Origin of the sequence: Mycolicibacterium pallens (genome assembly GCF_019456675.1) — a bacterium.
Taxonomy (GTDB): domain Bacteria; phylum Actinomycetota; class Actinomycetes; order Mycobacteriales; family Mycobacteriaceae; genus Mycobacterium; species Mycobacterium crocinum.
Genome location: NZ_CP080333.1, coordinates 2,371,418 through 2,389,460, shown reverse-complemented (window position 1 = coordinate 2,389,460; position 18,043 = coordinate 2,371,418). Strand labels below are relative to the sequence as shown.

The 18,043-nt window shown below is 66.7% G+C and carries 12 protein-coding genes; 8 read left to right on the top strand and 4 right to left on the bottom strand.

Going from position 1 to position 18,043, the window contains the following annotated elements; all coding sequences use genetic code 11:
* The first annotated feature begins 119 nt into the window (after positions 1 to 119).
* From K0O64_RS11750 to K0O64_RS11735, 4 genes are all read left to right on the top strand, one after another.
* The gene (locus tag K0O64_RS11750) at positions 120 to 611 is read left to right on the top strand and encodes a hypothetical protein (protein WP_071945664.1); all 492 of its coding nucleotides are present in this window, start codon (positions 120 to 122) and stop codon (positions 609 to 611) included.
* A gap of 35 nt (positions 612 to 646) precedes the next feature.
* Positions 647 to 1,165 carry a GNAT family N-acetyltransferase gene (locus K0O64_RS11745; RefSeq protein WP_156909932.1) on the top strand — a complete coding sequence of 173 codons (519 nt, stop codon included), beginning with the start codon at positions 647 to 649 and terminating at the stop codon, positions 1,163 to 1,165.
* A 115-nt stretch (positions 1,166 to 1,280) separates the two neighbouring features.
* Positions 1,281 to 5,405, top strand: a complete 4,125-nt coding sequence (locus tag K0O64_RS11740; protein WP_220046378.1) for a SpoIIE family protein phosphatase — start codon at positions 1,281 to 1,283, stop codon at positions 5,403 to 5,405.
* Complete coding sequence (locus K0O64_RS11735) at positions 5,402 to 5,716, top strand: STAS domain-containing protein (RefSeq protein ID WP_071945668.1); 315 nt, start codon at positions 5,402 to 5,404, stop codon at positions 5,714 to 5,716. The genes K0O64_RS11740 and K0O64_RS11735 overlap by 4 nt, the downstream gene beginning before the upstream one ends.
* A gap of 9 nt (positions 5,717 to 5,725) precedes the next feature.
* On the opposite strand, the gene zapE is transcribed toward K0O64_RS11735, so the two are convergent.
* Positions 5,726 to 6,742 carry a cell division protein ZapE gene (gene zapE, locus K0O64_RS11730; RefSeq protein WP_071945670.1) on the bottom strand — a complete coding sequence of 339 codons (1,017 nt, stop codon included), beginning with the start codon at positions 6,740 to 6,742 and terminating at the stop codon, positions 5,726 to 5,728.
* Between the two features lie 35 nt (positions 6,743 to 6,777).
* Between zapE and K0O64_RS11725 the strand changes: the two genes are divergently transcribed.
* The 4 genes from K0O64_RS11725 to msrB are packed head-to-tail and all read left to right on the top strand — an operon-like array spanning position 6,778 to position 10,905.
* Entirely contained in the window at positions 6,778 to 7,563 is a 786-nt protein-coding gene (locus K0O64_RS11725; RefSeq protein WP_071945672.1) for a pyrimidine reductase family protein, read from the top strand.
* Positions 7,564 to 7,599: 36 nt separating this feature from the next.
* Complete coding sequence (locus tag K0O64_RS11720) at positions 7,600 to 9,165, top strand: alpha/beta fold hydrolase (protein WP_071949929.1); 1,566 nt, start codon at positions 7,600 to 7,602, stop codon at positions 9,163 to 9,165.
* 20 nt (positions 9,166 to 9,185) lie between these two features.
* The gene (gene aftC, locus K0O64_RS11715; RefSeq protein ID WP_220046377.1) at positions 9,186 to 10,481 is read left to right on the top strand and encodes an arabinofuranan 3-O-arabinosyltransferase; all 1,296 of its coding nucleotides are present in this window, start codon (positions 9,186 to 9,188) and stop codon (positions 10,479 to 10,481) included.
* Between the two features lie 4 nt (positions 10,482 to 10,485).
* Positions 10,486 to 10,905: a peptide-methionine (R)-S-oxide reductase MsrB gene (gene msrB, locus K0O64_RS11710; protein ID WP_071945676.1), complete on the top strand. Its 420-nt coding sequence runs from the start codon at positions 10,486 to 10,488 to the stop codon at positions 10,903 to 10,905.
* Here msrB and K0O64_RS11705 read toward each other — a convergent pair.
* From K0O64_RS11705 to K0O64_RS11695, 3 genes are all read right to left on the bottom strand, one after another.
* Positions 10,865 to 13,204, bottom strand: a complete 2,340-nt coding sequence (locus tag K0O64_RS11705) for a putative bifunctional diguanylate cyclase/phosphodiesterase (protein WP_096311198.1) — start codon at positions 13,202 to 13,204, stop codon at positions 10,865 to 10,867. The genes msrB and K0O64_RS11705 overlap by 41 nt on opposite strands.
* A gap of 70 nt (positions 13,205 to 13,274) precedes the next feature.
* Positions 13,275 to 15,608, bottom strand: coding sequence for a putative bifunctional diguanylate cyclase/phosphodiesterase (locus K0O64_RS11700; protein ID WP_071949930.1), 2,334 nt, complete (start codon positions 15,606 to 15,608; stop codon positions 13,275 to 13,277).
* Between the two features lie 55 nt (positions 15,609 to 15,663).
* On the bottom strand, positions 15,664 to 18,024 hold the full coding sequence (locus K0O64_RS11695; protein WP_225933692.1) for a putative bifunctional diguanylate cyclase/phosphodiesterase: 2,361 nt from the start codon (positions 18,022 to 18,024) through the stop codon (positions 15,664 to 15,666).
* Between the last annotated feature and the right edge of the window lie 19 nt (positions 18,025 to 18,043).

Below are 18,043 nucleotides of genomic sequence, written 5' to 3'. Positions count from 1 at the left end.
CCGGTCGAGCGGACGTACCCGCTGCCAAGGCGACCAAACTCGGTTGGCTCACCTTCCCAGCGACCCGACAGCAGGCTGAGCAGGTGTGCCATCATGCCTGTGGGGGTGAGGAGGAGCACGTGCGTTCTCTACTGTCTGCGGTGCTGGCCGTACTGACACTCGTGGCCCTGGGGGGCACCGCCCCGGCCGCGGCGGTCGACGCACCGATCGGGCGTCTCGGTGACACGCTGCGGGTACAGACGAACGGGATCATCGCTGACGTCACCGTCACCGATATACAGCCCTCGGACGTCCCGCCGGGCTTCGGCTATCCCCCGCACTCGCCGCGTTTCCAGATCTACTCCGGCACCGTGGTGGTGCGGCCGGTCGCGGTGCCGAGTCCATCCGTGCTGGCGACGACATTCTCCTTCCGCGGGGTCACCCAGACCGGCGACGCCTATCTGCCGCGGAACTCCGATGCGCCGGACGCACTTCAATACGCGCTGCAGAACGCACCGCAGGGCTCGACCGTCGGTGGCCGGGTGTTCTGGGACTGTTACCGCGATCTGGTGTCCACCGTGGTCCTGATCAATCCGCACACCGGTGAGCACCTGGCCCAGTGGAACCTGTAAACCTGGCCGCTACCAAGAACTTTGACGCCGCGCAGATAGCCGAAGCCGTCGGCGCCGACGTCGGCGAGCTCGCCGAACTGGCCGCCGTCACCTTCCCGCTGGCGTGCCCACCGACCTCGCCACCCGATGCGATCGCAGCCTTCATCGCCGCCAACCTGTCGCCCGAGCGATTCGCCGACTACCTGGCCGACCCGTCGCGCACCGTGCTCGCCGCCCGCATCGGGGGCCGAATGGTCGGGTACGCCATGCTGATCGACGGTGCCGGTACCGACCCCGACGTCGCCAAGGCGCTCACCCTGCGGCCCGCGATCGAACTGTCCAAGCTCTACGTGCTCGCCGACAGCCACGGTTCGGGCGTCGCCGCCGCACTCATGAACGCCGCGGTGACCCACGCGTCCCGCGCCGGAGCGCGCTGTCTGTGGCTGGGTGTCAACCAGAAAAACCGTCGCGCGCAACGGTTCTACGGCAAACACGGCTTCGCCGTCGCCGGCACCAAGACGTTCCCCATGGGGCCGCACCTTGAACACGATTTCGTCATGACGCTGCAGCTATAGCCGGCGCCACGAATGTGACGGTTGCTCGACTGCGGCCCTGGTTTAGCAACGGGACCGTAAGGTGAACTCCGTTGGCTGATCACACCAGGCCGGATCTAGCCGAAAGGACGTTTGGGTGGACGTTGGATCAGCATCCGGCCCCGACGATCGTGTCGGTGATGATCTGGCGAAAGTCGACTGGGCGTCGACTCCGCTAGGTCCCGCCGCGGACTGGCCGCAGAGTCTGCGAACCGCCGTCAGCCTCGTGCTCTCCTCCCGGTTCTCCATGTGGATGGGCTGGGGACCGGATCTCACGTTCTTCTGCAATGACGCCTACCGGCGCGACACCCTGGGCCGGAAATACCCGTGGGCGCTGGGCCGCCCTCTCCACGTGGTCTGGAGCGAGATCTGGGACGACGTCGGTCCGCGGGTCCACCGGGTCCTGGCGACCGGCCAGGCGACCTGGGACCAGGGATTGCTGCTCTTCCTCGAACGGTCGGGCTACCCCGAGGAGACGTACCACACGTTCTCCTACAGCCCTCTGCGCGACGATTCCGGCCAGGTGGTCGGTGTCCTGTGCGTGGTCAGCGAAGAAACCGACCGGGTGATCGGTGAGCGCCGGCTGGCCACCTTGCGTCACCTCGGCTCGGATCCCTCCGTGGTGCGCACCGAGCAGGAGATGCTGGCCTTCGCGGCTCGCCAGCTCGCCGGCAACCAGCGCGATCTGCCGTTCAGCCTGACCTACCTGTTCGACGACGCCGGCGGCGCACGCCTGGCCGGTGTCAGCGGCATCGCCGCCGATCATCCCGCCGCGCCGGCGGTGATGCCCGCCGACGGCTCGGGAATCTGGCCCGTCGACGAGCCGGCTCAGGGTCGATCCGTTGTGGTCGACCTCGTCGGAGAACCGTTCACCGATCTGCCGACCGGCGACTGGCAGGAGCCGCCGACGCACGCGCTGGTGACTCCGCTTCAAGCCCAAGGCGGTACGCCGTCGGGTTTCCTGGTCGCCGCGCTGAACCGCTATCGGCCGCTCGACGACGAGTACCGCGGCTTCATCAACCTGGTCGCCGGCCACATCGCGACCGGGGTCTCCAGCGCCCGCAGCTACAGCGAACAGCAGCGGCGGGCCGACGAGCTCGCCGAGCTCGACCGTGCCAAGACGACGTTCTTCTCCAATATCAGCCACGAGTTCCGCACCCCGATCACGCTGATTCTGGGGCCCGTCGGCGAGCTGCGCGCCCACCCCGGCGTCGACGAGCACGCCCAGCAGGAATTGGATGTGATCCAGCGCAACGGCCTGCGCCTGGCCAAATTGGTCAATACCCTGCTGGACTTCTCCCGGATCGAAGCCAATCGTGTTCAGGCGCACTATGAGCCGGTAGACCTGGCCGAGGTGACCGCCGAACTGGCCAGTGTGTTCCGCTCAGCCATCGATCGCGCCGATCTGCAGCTGATCGTCGACTGCCAGCCCTTGACCGAGCCGGTGTACCTGGACCGCGACATGTGGGAAAAGGTCATCCTCAACCTGCTGTCCAACGCGCTGAAGTACACCTTCGACGGATCGATCACGGTGCGCGTCGTCCGTGACGGCGACGAGGCGGTGGTGAGCGTCGCCGACACCGGGATCGGTGTCCCTGCCGCCGAGATGCCGCGGCTGTTCGAGCGGTTCCACCGGATCAACAGTGCCCGCGCCCGATCCACCGAGGGCAGCGGTATCGGGCTGGCGCTGGTGAAGGAACTCGTCGGCTTGCACGGCGGCAGCATCACCGCCGAGAGCGTCGAAGACGCCGGCACCACCTTCACCATCCGGCTACCACTGGGGGCCGGGCATCTGCCGGCCGAGTCGCTCAGCCCGGCCGGGACCAGCCGCTCGTCGAACATCGCCGAGCCGTACGTGCAGGAGGCATTGCGCTGGCTGCCCGACGGCGACGACGGCGGCCTGCCCGCGGTGCCGGATCCGACGCCGGCCGTCGTCGCACCCCGGCGTGTTCTGGTGGCCGATGACAACGCCGACATGCGCGAGTACCTGGTCCGCCTGCTGCGCGGCGCCGGATATCACGTCGATGCCGTCTCCGACGGTCAGCAGGCCCTTGTCCGCATCCGGGCTGACCGTCCCGACCTCGTGGTCAGCGACGTGATGATGCCGCGCCTCGACGGCCTGGCACTGGTGACCGCGCTGCGCAACGATCCGCACACCGTGGGCGTACCCGTGCTGCTGCTGTCGGCGCGGGCCGGTCAAGAGGCCTCGATCGAAGGCCTGCAGGCCGGTGCCGACGACTATCTTGTCAAGCCGTTCGTGGCCGCCGAACTGCTGGCCCGCGTGCGCGCCAACATCGAACTGGCCCGGCTCCGCAGCCACCACACCCGCTGGCGCACGGCGCTGGTGGAGTCCCTGCAGGAGGCGTTCTTCGTCTGCGACGAAGTCGGCGCCGTCATCGAGATCAACAAAGCGTTCACCGATATCCTGGGCTTCGGGCCCGAGGATCTGCCGTATGCGCCGGAACATCCGTGGTGGCCGAACGCCGACACCCAGCCCGAAGCGCACCGGCTGATCGTCGACGCGTTCGCCGGCATCCCGGAGAAGCCGCTCGGCAGCTACACCATTCCGGTGAACCACCGCGATGGGCACCGGGTGTGGATCACCGCGAACATCGCCCACGCCCAGGACCCCGAGACCGGCCGCGGCGTCATGGTCGGCACGTTCCGCGACGTCACAGCCGAGCATTACAGCGTCCAGCGCCAGACCGCCCTGGCGACACTGAATCAGCAACTGGCCCAAGCCGATGCGGTGGACGACGCCCTGCACGGCGCGTTGGAGCAGCTGCGCGGGCAGTGGTCGGCACTGCGGGTCTTCGCCGCGATCTTCCCGGTCCGGGCCAACACCGCCGCGCCGGGACCGGAGCGCCCCGAGTTCGCCGGCGATGCGAACGAGGCGCTGTGGGAAAGCCTTTCGACACAGGTGCGGGAACGGATCACCGAGCTGGGCAGCACCGGGAACCTGCTCACCCCCGACATCAGCATTGCCGGGTCGGCGGGCATCGCACTGCAACATCCGCGCGGCATTCTGGTGATCTGGATCGATCTGCCCGAGGAGCGGCCGTTCACCCCCGAGGACATGACGTTGCTGACCGTGCTCGCCGGCCGGCTAGGGCAAGGCCTGCAGCGAGTTCACCAGGTTGACCAACAGCGCGAAACCGCGCTGGCACTGCAACATTCGATTCTCGGCCCAGCTGACCTGCCCGCCGGGTTCGCGGTGCGCTACCAGCCGGCCTCGCATCCCCTGCAGGTGGGCGGTGACTGGTACGACGTGATCGCGCTCGACGACGGCCGGATCGCTCTGGTCGTCGGTGACTGCGTGGGTCACGATCTGACCGCGGCAACGGTGATGGGACAGCTGCGCAGCGCTTGTCGCGCGCTGCTGCTCGAACGATCCAGTCCCGCAGCGGCATTGGCGGGTCTGGACCGCTTTGCCGCCCGACTGCCCGGCGCGCAGTCCACCACCGCGTTCTGCGCGATCCTGAATCCCGACACCGGGGAGTTGGTGTATTCCAGCGCCGGGCACCCGCCGCCGATCATGGTGTGCGCCGACGGCAGCACCAGCCTGCTCGAAGGCGGCCACTCCCTCGCACTGGGTATCCGGCCGGACCGGCAACGCCCGCAGGCCGAGGTGGCCCTGCCCGCGCAAGCCACCCTGCTGCTCTACACCGACGGCCTCGTCGAGCGCAGACGCCACTCGCTCGACGACGGAATCTACCAGGTTACCAACGTCATTCGCGATGACAGCGCCCTGGATCTCGATCAATTGGCCGACCAGATAATGACAAGCCTGGCCCCGCCGGGCGGATATCAGGATGACGTCGCCTTGTTGATCTACCGACATCCCAAACCGCTAGAAGTGACCATCCCGGCCGATGCCATGCATCTGGCTCCGGCTCGAGCAGCACTGCGGGACTGGTTGACCGCGGCCGGCATCGACCACGACCAGGCGCAGGATGTGCTCGTCGCCGCGGGCGAAGCGGTCACCAATGCGATCGAGCATGGCTACCGCCACAGCGAGGGCACCATCACCCTGCAGGCCACCTCCGACGTCGACCTGCTTCGCCTGACCATCACCGATTCCGGCTCCTGGAAGCCCAAGCAGACCGGATACACCCACCGCGGCCGTGGCATCCAGATCATGGAAGCGTTGATGGAGGATGTCGCGATCCTCCCCGACGCCACCGGCACCGTCGTCCGCCTGTCGACGAGGATCCGCCGATGAGCACGCCGCTGAACATCCGCATCGAACGAGCCGCCGACGGCCAGCTCGCTCTGCTCGCCACCGGTGAGATCGACGCCAGTAACGTCGGCGATTTCGCCGAGGCACTCAACGCCGGGGCCGGCGACGGCACCGACGTCCTCACCGTCGACCTCAGCGCGGTGGACTACCTGGACAGTGCGGCCATCAATGCCCTTGTCCCCCACGCCGAGTCGGTGCAGATCATCGCCAACCCGGTGCTGATGCGGGTGCTGCTGGTCAGTGGTCTGGGCGAGCTCACCAAGATCCGCTCGGCAACCGAATCCGACGACTGAGCGACTGAGCTAAAGCCCACCCGGACTGGTCAGCGCCAGCAGCCGCGACGTCGCCCGCAGGTACTTCTTGCGGTAGCCGCCGGCCAGCATCTCCTCGGAGAAGATCGTGTCGAGTTTGGCGCCGGAGGCCACCACCGGGATGCCGGCGTCGTACAGCCGGTCGGTCAGCGCCACCAGTCGCAGCGCCACGTTCTGGTCGTCGATCGGATGCACACCGGTGATGTACACGCCCCGCACGCCCTCGATCAGCGTGAGATAGCGCGACGGATGCATGGTCGCCAGGTGCGCACACAGTGCATCGAAGTCGTCGAGGGTCGCCCCGGGTTGCTCGGCGGCCTTGGCGGCCACCTCCTCATCGGAGAGCGGTTGCGGCGCCGGCGGAAGTCCGCGATGCCGGTAGTCCGGGCCTTCGATCCGCACCGTGGTGAAAATGCTTGCCAGCGTGTTGATTTCGCGCAGGAAATCCTGGGCGGCGAACCTGCCCTCGCCCAGCTGTTCGGGCAGGGTGTTGGACGTCGCCGCGATCGAGACTCCGCGCTCGACGAGCTGTGACAGCAGCCGCGAAATCAGGGTGGTGTTGCCTGGGTCGTCGAGTTCGAACTCGTCGATGCACACCACCACGTAGTCGGCCAGCAGGTCGATGCACTCCACGAATCCGAAGACACCGGCGAGCTGGGTCAGCTCACCGAATGTGGCGAAGGCCCTGGGATGTTCGGCCGAGTCGGGTAGTTGCCGGTAGGACGACGCCAGCAGATGGGTCTTGCCGACGCCGAAGCCGCCGTCGAGATAGATACCGGTGCCGGGCACGGTCTCCCGCTTGCCGAAGAGCTTCTTCTTTCCGGCCCGCCTGCGCTCCGCCTCCTCACAGAACGCAAGGCAGGCGTCGACCGCGGCGGCCTGGGTGGGCTCGGCCGGGTCGGGCCGGTAGGTCGCGAAGCTGACGTCGGCGAACGTGGGCGGCGGGACGAGTTGGGCGACGAGCCGCTCCGGGGACACGGTCGGGTGCCGGTCGACGAGGCGGTCCATGACACGAACCCTAACGACGTGCTGCAATCGACGTCATGGCCGACCCGAGCTCGAGCGACCCGGATGGGACGTACTTCACACTGCTGGACGACGCCGGCCCCATAGACGACGACCGGCTCTACGAGCTCTATGCCTACCCCCACGACCTGACCCGCTGCCTGGTTCGCGGCAACGCGATCATCAGCCTCGACGGCGGCGCCGCCACCGACGGCACCTCGGGCGGTCTGGGTGGTCCGGGCGACCGGCGGCTGTTCCGGGTCCTGCGCGAACTGGCCGACGTCATCGTCGTCGGCGCAGGCACCGCGCACGCCGAGAACTATTCGGGCGCACAGATGACGGTCGCCCAGCGCGGCAACCGGCAGCGGCGCGGCCAAAGCGAGGTTCCGCCCATCGCACTGGTCACCCGCTCCGGGCGGGTCGACAACGACTGGCCGGTGCTGACCCGCACCGAGGTGACACCGCTGGTGCTTACCTGCCACGACGTCGCCGCGGACACCAGCTCGCGACTGGGCGGCGCGGCCGAGGTGATCGCCTGCTCCGGCGACGATCCGGCCGAGGTGGACCCGGCGGCCGCCCTGACCGCGCTGGCCGAGCGCGGGCTGCGCCGGGTGCTGTGCGAAGGCGGACCCACCCTGATGGGCACCTTCGTCGAACACGGCCTGCTCGACGAGCTGTGCCTGACCACCGCTCCCATGCTGGTCGGCGGTGACGCCCCGCGGATCGCGGCGGGCTCCGGCCACGTGCTGACCGCGCTGCGCCGCAAGCACCTGTTGTCCGACGCCGACGGTTATCTGTACGGGCGCTATACGCGCGTCGGCTGAGCTATCCAGGCGTGCGGTGTCGCTAGGGTGGTGGGCATGCGCGATCGTCGGGTCTGCGCCGCGGTCAGCCTCGGCACCGCGGTGTTGACGGCTCTGCTGACCGGATGTGCCCCGTGGCTGGCGGCAAACCCGCAGTTCGCCAGCGACCATGCGCACAACCCGTCAGGGCCGACGACCACCAAACCGGCCGGCGGCCCCCCGGCCATCGCGGTGCCCAAGAACGAGTTGGGCTGGAAGGACTGCACCTCGAAGGTCTTCGGTGACGCCGGCGCGCCGCCGGCGCCCGGAGTGATTCTGGAGTGCGCCAACTACGACGCCGATCTGGACCCGATCGCCGGAGCCACCGGGACGGTGAGTATCGGTGTGGTGCGGGCGCGATCGGTGCAGACCCCGCCCGACGCCGGCCCGCTGGTGTTCACCACCGGCACCGACATCCCGTCGTCCATGCAGCTGCCGGTGTGGCTGTCGCGGTCGGGCGCCGACGTCCTGAAGAGCCATCCGATCGTCTCGGTGGACCGCCGCGGCATCGGCTTGTCCAGCCCGGTGGACTGCCGCGATTCGTTCGACCGCCAGGAGATGCGCGACCAGGCCCAGTTCGAGTCCGGTGACGACCCGGTGGCCAACCTCGGCGCGATCACCATGACCGCGACGACGAGCTGCACCGACACCATCGCCCCCGGCGACTCCGCCTACGACAACGCCCGCGCCGCCGAGGATCTCGAACGACTACGCAGCACCTGGGATGTCCCGGCCCTCGCGCTGATCGGCGTCGGCAACGGCGCCCAGATCGCCCTGGCCTACGCCGGCTCGCATCCCGACAAGGTGGCCCGGCTGGTGCTCGACTCCCCCGTGCCACCCGGTGTCAACGCCGAAGCCGCGGCCGAAGAGCAGGTCAAGGGCCAGCAGGCTGCCCTCGATGCGTTCGCCCAGCAGTGCGTGGCCGTCAACTGCGCGCTCGGACCCGACCCCAAGGGCGCCGTCGACTCGCTGCTGGCCGCCGCCCGCGCCGGCCGCGGCCCGGGCGGGGTGTCGGTGGCCGTACTGGCCAACGCGATCGTCACCGCGCTGGGCTTCCCCAGCGGCGACCGGATCGGCAGCACCGTGAACCTGGCCAACATCCTCGCGGCCGCCCGCGGTGGTGATGCCAACCAGCTGAACAGCCTGATCAACCGGGCCGAAGCGATGCGCGACAGCGACGGCCAGTTCATCAACTCGTGCAGTGACGCCCTGAACCGCCCGACGCCCGACCGGGTACGCGAACTCGTTGTCCAGTGGGGCAAGCTCTATCCGCAGTTCGGCACGGTCGGCGCGCTCAGCCTGGTGAGGTGCCTGAACTGGCCGAGCGGTGCCGCACCCAAGGAGCCCAAGGACCTAAAGGTCAATGTGCTGCTGCTGGGCGTGCAGAACGATCCGATCGCCGGCAACCAGGGTGTGCCCGCATCGGCGGCGACGATCATCAACGCCGGCGCGGCCAGCAAGCGGGTGATGTGGCAGGGCATCGGCCACGGAGCCAGCATCTACACCGCCTGCGCGCTGCCGCCGATGATGAGCTATCTGGACAGCGGCAACATGCCCCCGACCGACACCTACTGCCCTGCCTGAGCATCTGAGGCAGCCGGTCGGTGTACGGTTCCGACGTGGCGCTAGCTGACTCATCGCGATCCGGCCTGCTGGCCGCATTCCGCCCTCGGACCAGCCCGCCCAGCACGTCGGCGATTCTGCGTTCGGTGCTGTGGCCCATCGCAATCATGTCGATCATCCACCGCAGCTATGTGCTGTCGTCCAACGGCTACATCACCGACGACTTCGGACCCGTCTACCGGGCGGTGTCGAACTTCCGTCGCGGCCTCGACATCTACAACGAACACTTCGACTACGTCGACCCGCACTATCTGTATCCGCCCGGCGGCACCCTGCTGATGGCGCCGTTCGGCTATCTGCCGGTCTTCGCCTCGCACAACTGGTTCGTGTTCTTCAACACCGTGGCCATGATCATCGCCGCGTGCCTGCTGGTCCGGCTGTTCAAGTTCCCGCTGAGCTCGGTGGCCCTGCCCGCGCTGCTGCTGGCCATGTTCTGCACCGAGTCGGTGACCAACACGCTGGTGTTCACCAACATCAATGGCTGCATCCTGCTGTGCGAGGTGCTGTTCTTCCGCTGGCTGCTCGACGGCAAGGTCATTCACCAGTGGTGGGCGGGCGTGGTGATCGGGCTGTCACTGGTGGTCAAGCCGGTGCTCGGGGTGTTGTTGCTGCTGCCGCTGTTGAACAAGCAGTGGCGGACAATCGTCGCCGCGATCGCCGTGCCGGTGGTGTTCAACCTGGCGGCGTGGCCGCTGGTGGCCGACCCGATGAATTTCGTCGAGCGCACCCTGCCGTACATCTTCTCCACCCGCGACTACTTCAACAGCTCGGTCCTGGGCAACGGGGTGTACTACGGGCTGCCGACGTGGCTGATCCTGCTGTTGCGCGTGATCTTCCTGGTGCTCGCCGTGGCCAGCCTGTGGCTGCTGCACCGCTACTACAAGCACCGCGACCCGCTGTTCTGGATGCTCACCTCGTCGGGCGTGCTGCTGATTGCGTCGTGGCTGGTGCTCTCGCTGGCCCAGGGCTACTACTCGATGATGCTGTTCCCGTTCCTGATGACCGTCGTGCTGCCGAATTCGGTGGTGCGCAACTGGCCGGCCTGGCTTGCCACCTACGGGTTCCTGACGATGGACCGCTGGCTGATGTGGCGCTGGCCGACGACGGGACGCTTCCTGGAGTACATGAAGATCACCTACGGCTGGTCGCTGATGCTGATCGTGGTGTTCTGCGTGCTGTATTTCCGCTATGCCGACGCCAAGGCCGAGGACCGGCTGGCCGACGGCATCGATCCGCCGTGGATGCGAGAACCCCGGGCGGACGCCACGGTAACGTGAACCCATGAGTTCGATCCCAGCCCCCAAGCTCGAACTGACCGACGACGAGTGGCGCAAACGGCTGAACCCGGCCGAGTACGCCGTACTCCGCGAGGCCGGCACCGAGCGCCCCTTCACCGGCGAGTACACCGACACCAAGACCGAAGGTGTGTACGTCTGCCGGGCGTGCGGCACCGAATTGTTCCGCAGCACAGAGAAATTCGAGTCGCACTGCGGCTGGCCGTCGTTCTTCGACCCGTCGCACTCCGAAGCGGTGATCCTGCGTCCGGATGACACCCTCGGCATGCACCGGGTGGAAGTGCTGTGCGCGAACTGCCACAGCCACCTCGGTCACGTCTTCAGCGGCGAGGGTTACCCGACGCCCACCGATCAGCGCTACTGCATCAATTCGATTTCGCTGAAGCTGGTGCCGTCCGAGGAGTAGCGGCCCGCCGGGGCCCGAAGCGTTCCAGCAACGTGTCGAAGTCGATAGGCGCGCCGTAGAAGTAGCCCTGCCCGATATCGCAGCCGTGCTTCTGCAACCACGCCGCCGTCTGCGCGTTCTCGACGCCTTCGGCCACCGTGGTCATCCCGAGCGTGTGCGCGAGGTTGACCACAGCGACCACGACGGCCGCCGCGGTGGGATCGGTCAGCACCGGCGCGACGAAGTAACGGTCCAGTTTGACTTCGTCGTTGGGTAGGTCGCGCAGATACGACAGCGTCGAATATCCCGTGCCGAAATCATCGATGGCTACCCGAATGTGTTGTTCGCGTAGCTGATTCAGCACGTGCCGGGTTTGAGCGAGGTCACCGAGCACCATGTTCTCGGTGACCTCGATCGTCAGCTGCGACGGCGGAAGGCCACTCGCCGAGAGGGCGGCCGCGGCGCGACCTGGCACCGTCGCATCGGCCAGGAGCGGGGCGAACAGGTTCACCGCAACTGAGGCCTCGATCCCGGTCGCCCGCCACTGAGCGCAGTCTTCACAGGCCTTGCCGAGCACGAGGTCGGTCACCTCGTCCATCATCCCGTTGCGGCGGACCATCGGCAGGAAGTCCAGCGGCATGAGCACACTGCCGTCCGGTTGGGGCCACCGGACCAGGGCTTCGAAACCAACGAGATCGCCTGTATTCAACCGGAATTGGGGTTGATAGCCCAGCGTGAGCTCGCCCCGGTTGACCGCGTGCCGGAGATCGCTCAGCAGGGTCAGCACCGCCGATCCGCTGCGTTCGGGTACGTCGGTGGTGCGGAACAACTCCCGGTCCACGCGCGTCGAGGCCATCTCGGGAGTGAACAGGTGCACGCCGCCCGACCCCGCCCACTTCGCCGAATACATCGCGGTATCAGCCTGTTTCAGCAACGTTTCGGCGTCCAGCCCCGGATCGTCGGCCTTGGCGAGGGCCAGCCCGGCACTCGGCCGGATCGCCAGTTCGTGCCCGTCGACCATGAACGGCGCGGTGAAGGCGTCCACCACGCGGGCCCCTACCCGCTCGGAATCGTCGACCGGTCCGGTCATGACGACCGCGAACTCGTCGCCGCCGAGACGCGCCACCGTGTCATCGGGGCGCACGGCGCGGGTGATCCGGTCCCCCACCAACATCAGCAGCCGATCCCCCGCGGGGTGGCCGTAGCTGTCGTTGACGAGCTTGAAGTCGTTGAGGTCCAACACCATCAGCGCAACCGGTGCCCGGTCGCGCTCCCGACGTTCCATCACCTCGGCCAGCCGCTCGTTGAATCCGGTGTAGTTGGCCACCCCGGTGAGCGGATCCCGCAGCGCCTGATCGGCCATCTCCGCCAGCAGCCGCTGGTTGTCACTGATCGCCAGGAACTGGCGGATGAAGATCGCGCACGCCAGACAGGCACCAAGCACCATCACCGGGCGTGAGGTCAAATCCACCATCGGCTCGGTCATCGCGGCCAACAGCACAAGAATTGCGGTGAGGCCGGGCAGCCAGACCGACGCCCAGGCCGACTCTGTGCGAACCTTCGGCGGCGGCGCCGTCGGCTGTCGAGCCGTGAGCGCGGCGATCATGATCAAGAACATTCCGGCAATCCAGCCGGTGTCGACGAACGACCCGTGCGGGTAGACGTGTTTTACCGTGATGTAGGTGTAGACGCTATCGGACAGGATGACCCCCAGCAGGCCGGCTGTCAGCAGCACCAGAGTCGCGCGCTGACTTGACGGGCCGCGCACTATGAGCAGCAGACCCAAGGTCAACACGACGATCTCCAGCGCCGCATACACCGCTGGTAGAAATTGCGTCAGTTGTTTGTCTGTACCGCCCGCTTTGTACACCTCGTCCATCACCACGAGCCAGAACACCAAGAAGAACGAGCCCGCGACGACCATGCCGTCGAGGAGGAACCGGCCCAGGTGTCGCTTGGTCAAGCCAGTGGGAAAAAGTAAGAATGCCGCACCGCATCCGATCGGGAAGAGAACGAAGGGCCACGTCTGACTGGTGGTCAGCAGACGCCCGCCGAGAATCGATTCCACATAGATGACTGATGCCGCGCCCACCGCCCACCCGAAGAGGCCGACCGTCAGACAAATCCACGCGATCCGATAGCGACCCGTCGAGGACCGCGCTGCCCAGCCCGCACTGCATGCAGCAAGCGACGGGGCGGCGAGGAAAAGGACGTTGTTGATTCGGTTGAGCGCGGCCGGCGGCACCCAGTCTCCGATGAGCCACATGGCGATGGCGGCACCGGCAGCAGCGATGAAGACGGCAGCCCGTCCGTTGCGCATACCACCCCCTCACCGCCACGTTCACTGCCGCGAATGTTTCGGCGAAGACGGCTTTTACAGCAGTGTTACGTTAGCAACGCCGCCCCTGCAGAGAACCGGAAACGGCAGTCTTGACCATTTCCAGCAACTCGTCCGGCGGTAGCGGAAGCGCGTAGAAAAAGCCCTGGCCGATATCGCAGCCGAGTTCGCGCACCAATGCCGCGGTCTGTTCGTCTTCGACGCCTTCCACAACGACCGTCAACCCCAGCACATGAGCCAGGTCGACCACCGCCCGCACCACCGCGGCGGCCCGTTGGTCGATCAGGATCGAAGCGATGAAGGTGCGGTCGAGCTTGACCTCGTCGATCGGCAGGTCGCGCAGATAGGACAGCGCGGAATAGCCACTGCCGAAGTCATCGATCGCGATCCGGATCCCGTTGTGCCGCAGCTCTTCCAGCACAGTGCGCGTCCGCTCCGTGCTGTCCATGAACAGCTCCTCGGTGATCTCGACAGTCAGAGCCGACGGGCGCAGGCCGTGATCGGCGAGCGCGTGTGCGATCGTCTCCGGCAGATCGACGTTGGCCACCGACGGCGCGAAGAGGTTGACCGCCACGGAGACGTCAGCTCCGGCCCGGTGCCACGACCGGGCGTCGTCGAGCGCTTTGCCGATCACCAGTTGGGTGACCGAGCCCATCAGCCCGTGCCGGCGGACCAGAGGCAGGAACTGGTCCGGGGCCAGCACAGTGCCGTCCGGCTGGGGCCAGCGCAGCAGCGCCTCGGCACCGACGATCTCGCCCGTGCGCAGATCGAACTTCGGCTGATACACCAGTGTGAGTTCGCTGTGCTCGATGGCCACCCGCAGCTTGCCGAGGAGCTGGATCGCCGCAGCGGCCCCGAGGCCGGGCTGCGGCGGGGGTGCGCCGAACAGTCGCTTGTCGTCGGCATCGGCGAGCAGCTGCATTTCGGGGGAATACGTTTGCACAGCGCTGGCCCGAGACCGCTTGGCCGTGTACATCGCGATATCGGCACGCTTGAGCAGCTGCTCGACGGACAGGTCCGGTTCATCTGGCTCGGCCGTCGCCAGTCCGATGCTGGGCCTGATCAGCAGCTCGTGACCGCTGAGCAGGAACGGTTCCTCGAATGCTTCGACGACGCGGTGACCGACACCTTCGGCCGTCTCGGCACCGCCGTCGACCAGCACCGCGAACTCGTCACCGCCGACCCGGGCAACCGTGTCGCTGGCGCGCACGCAGTTCAGCAGCCGATGGGCAACTCCGATCAGCAGATCGTCACCGACCAGATGACCGAGGTTGTCGTTGACCAGTTTGAAGTCATTGAGGTCCACCGCCACCACGGCCAGCGGGAGCCCCTCGCGCTCGTGCATCCGCATCGCCTGCGCGAGCCGTTCGTTGAACAGCGCGCGGTTGGCCAGCCCAGTCAGCGAATCGTGCAGTGCCTGGTCGACGACCGTGGCCACCAACCGTCGGTTCTCGCCCACCGACACGAATTGGCGAGCGATGACGATCACCACCAGCAGGGCCGTCACTACCAAGACCACTCGAGACTCGAGCAGCGGCGCGGGTTTTGCGGCCAGAACGAGCCCGGCCAGGATCAGCGGAGCGAACGGCAGCCACACAGATGCCCACCCGGGCAGGGCCACCGCACTGCCGTGCTCGTACGCACCCTGGCGACCTGCCACCGCGGCCACGGCAATGAGTAAAAGGCCTGCCGCCCAGCCGATGTCGATGACATTGCCGGAGGCATACTCACTCTTGGCAGTCAGATACACAAAAGCGCTGTCGGACAACGCAAAACAGGCCAATCCCAACGTCAGCAAGGTCAGCGACAGCCGGTAGGGGCCACTCACCCGCACCAGGACCACCCCGGCGACCGTGAAGATCACCAGATCCGATATCGGATAGGCAAGGGAGACAATGAATGCCAACCGATCCGACTGGTCGGAGTGGTAGAGCGGCGCCAGGATCGTCACCCAACTCACCAGGAACAGCGATCCCGCGACGATCATCCCGTCGAGAAACAGCCGCCACCGCGATTGGGTGGTGTGTCCGACCGGGAACAGCAGCAGCGCCACGCAGGCACCGACGGGGAACACCAGATATGCCGCGTCGGCGATCGAGGGGAACGGGACCTCGTGCAGGCGTATTTCGTAGTACGCCCAGAGCGCTTCTCCGATCCCCCACCCGAGTAAGCCGATGGCCAGGGACAGCCATGCCAGTCGCATTCGGCCCTCGACCGCCCGAGCCGTCAGCAGCGAGAAGGTGACAGGCGGAACCGACATCGCCACGAAGACGAGGTCGTCGATGAGCGACAGATGCGGGCCGAATGGCCAGTCACCCAGAATCAACACCAGAAACGCGGCAAAGACGGCCGCCGCACCAACAGCGACATAGGAAGTCCTGGGCATGGCGAGAACCTTCCCCACGCCCCCAACGCATTATCTGACGGCACCGTCAGTCTAACTACGGCATCAGCTCGATTTGGGGAACATCAGCATCTGACCAGTGGCTCGAGCCACGCCGGACCGAGCAGGCCAACGTCTCCCGGGCACCGGATTCTCTGCACCTGATCAACACGTCGCGCAATTTGTCGGCCGTCAACGGCGGGCTGAAGTAGTAGCCCTGCCCGATGTTGCAGCCGTGCTCTCGAAGCCAATCCGCTGTGGTCGCGGTCTCGATGCCTTCGGCGACGGTGGTCAACCCCAGCTCGCCGGCCAGATTGAGTACTGCCCGCACGACGGCGGCCGCCCGCCGGTCGGCGGGGATCGGCGCGATGAAGTGGCGGTCCAGCTTGATTTCATCGACAGTCAGATCCCGCATATACGACAGCGCCGAGTACCCGCTGCCGAAATCATCGATGGCGATCCGAATTCCGTTCTGCCGCAATTGATCCAGCACCGTCTTGGTGCGGTCCATGTTGTCGAGGAACAGGTCCTCGGTGATCTCGACGGTCAGCTGCGACGGACTCAGGTCGCGGTCGGCCAGCGCCTTGGCGAATTTGCCGGGCAACCGTAGGTCGGCCATCGACGGCGCGAAGAGGTTGACCGCCGTCGGCACTTCGAGCGAATCGGTATTCCAGCGCACGACGTCATCGAGGGCCTGGTTGACCACCAGATCGGTGATCGAGCCCATCAGCCCGTAGCGGCGCACGAGGGGCAAGAACTCGTCGGGCGACAGCAGGCCGCGCCGGGGATGCGGCCAGCGCACCAGCGCTTCCACCCCCACGATCGACCCCGTGTCGAGGTCGAACTTCGGCTGGTACACCAGGGTGAGTTCGAGGTGGTCGATGGCCTGACGGAGCTCGCCCAGCAACCGGATCGTGCCGGCGCCCGTGCGGGACGCCGGCATCGGCCCACTGGCGAACAGGTCACTGTCCGGTGTCTCCACCAGCAGCATCTCCGAGTTGAAGAGGTGCACACCGCCACTGCGGGACCGCTTGGCCGAATACATCGCGATGTCCGCACGCTTGAGCAGATCCTCGGCGAGCAGATCGGGTTCGTCCTGCTCGGCGACCGCCAGTCCGACGCTGGGCCGGATCAGCAGATCCTGCCCGTCGACGATGAACGGCTCGTCGAACGCCTCGACCACACGGTGAGCGATCAGCTGCGAATTGTCCACCCGGCCCTCGATCAAGACCGCGAACTCGTCACCGCCCAGGCGCGCCACCGTGTCACCGGCTCGCACGCTGGCGACGATCCGGTCGGCGACCAGGCTGAGCAGCTCGTCACCGACCGGGTGACCCAGGGTGTCGTTGACCACCTTGAAGTCGTCGAGATCCATAACGAGAACCCCGACCGACAAGCCTTCACGTTGACGCATCTGCATGGCGTGATTCAGACGGTCGCGGAACACGATGCGGTTGCCGACACCGGTCAACGGATCGCGCAGCGCCTGCTCGGCCACCGTCGCGAGCAGGGTACGGTTCTCGCTCATCACCAGAAGCTGCCGCGCGCTGAACGCCAGCAACAGCACGATCCCGATGACCGGTATCGGCCCCGCCCTGATCTCCTCGGGAGACTCGGTGTACACCGCCGCGCTGGCCAGCAACAGCGGCACGAACGGCAGCCACACGGATGTCCAGGAAACCGGTTGCGCGACAACAACATCGCGATGGGCGAAGCTGCGTCCGGTGACGGCTGCAGCGACGAACAATCCCAGCCCGCCAAGCCATCCCAGGTAGAGAAGCGCATCAGCCGTCGGCTGTTGCGTCGCTGTCAGGTAAACGAATGCGACGTCGGAGATCGCGATAGCCAGCATTGCCGACGTCAGCAGGGCCAGAGTCCGGCGCTGCCCAGCTTGGGCACGCATCACGACCAGGACACCGATGGTGAGGACAGCTGCGTCCAGCACCGGATAGCTGGCGGAGATAGCCACTTTGAGCCCGTCGTCCGGGGCGGCCTTCCCGACCTTATCCAGCACGGTGATCCAGCCGACGATGGTGAACGATCCGGCGACCACAAGCCCGTCGACGACCAACCTGGTCCTCGATGCGCGACTGAACCCGGACGACAGCAGCAGCAACGCGATCGCGACAGCAATCGGCAACACGAGATACGCGATGTCCGCAATCGATGGGTAGGGATGCTCGACCCGGAACAGCCGATAGAAGAGCCAGAGAACGGCGCCGAGGGTGAACGAACCGAGACCGATTGACGTTGTCACCCATGCGATTCGCACCCGGCCGCGATTGGTCCGGGCGGTCATGGCCGAGGCCACTGTCGCGACGGCGGCCAGCGCGATCATCAGGTTGTCGGCGCTGGTGGCGAGCGACAGATGGGACCCGCTCAACCAATAGGCGAGTGTCACCACAAGCCAGATCGGCAAGACGCACAGGGCAAGGCCG

Excerpts from the sequence above, each read along its gene's own strand:
- K0O64_RS11735 (WP_071945668.1), top strand. The coding sequence starts at position 5,402 with ATGAGCACGCCGCTGAACATCCGCATCGAACGAGCCGCCGACGGCCAG.
- zapE (WP_071945670.1), bottom strand. The coding sequence starts at position 6,742 with ATGGACCGCCTCGTCGACCGGCACCCGACCGTGTCCCCGGAGCGGCTC.
- K0O64_RS11725 (WP_071945672.1), top strand. The coding sequence starts at position 6,778 with ATGGCCGACCCGAGCTCGAGCGACCCGGATGGGACGTACTTCACACTG.
- K0O64_RS11720 (WP_071949929.1), top strand. The coding sequence starts at position 7,600 with ATGCGCGATCGTCGGGTCTGCGCCGCGGTCAGCCTCGGCACCGCGGTG.
- msrB (WP_071945676.1), top strand. The coding sequence starts at position 10,486 with ATGAGTTCGATCCCAGCCCCCAAGCTCGAACTGACCGACGACGAGTGG.
- K0O64_RS11705 (WP_096311198.1), bottom strand. The coding sequence starts at position 13,204 with ATGCGCAACGGACGGGCTGCCGTCTTCATCGCTGCTGCCGGTGCCGCC.
- K0O64_RS11700 (WP_071949930.1), bottom strand. The coding sequence starts at position 15,608 with ATGCCCAGGACTTCCTATGTCGCTGTTGGTGCGGCGGCCGTCTTTGCC.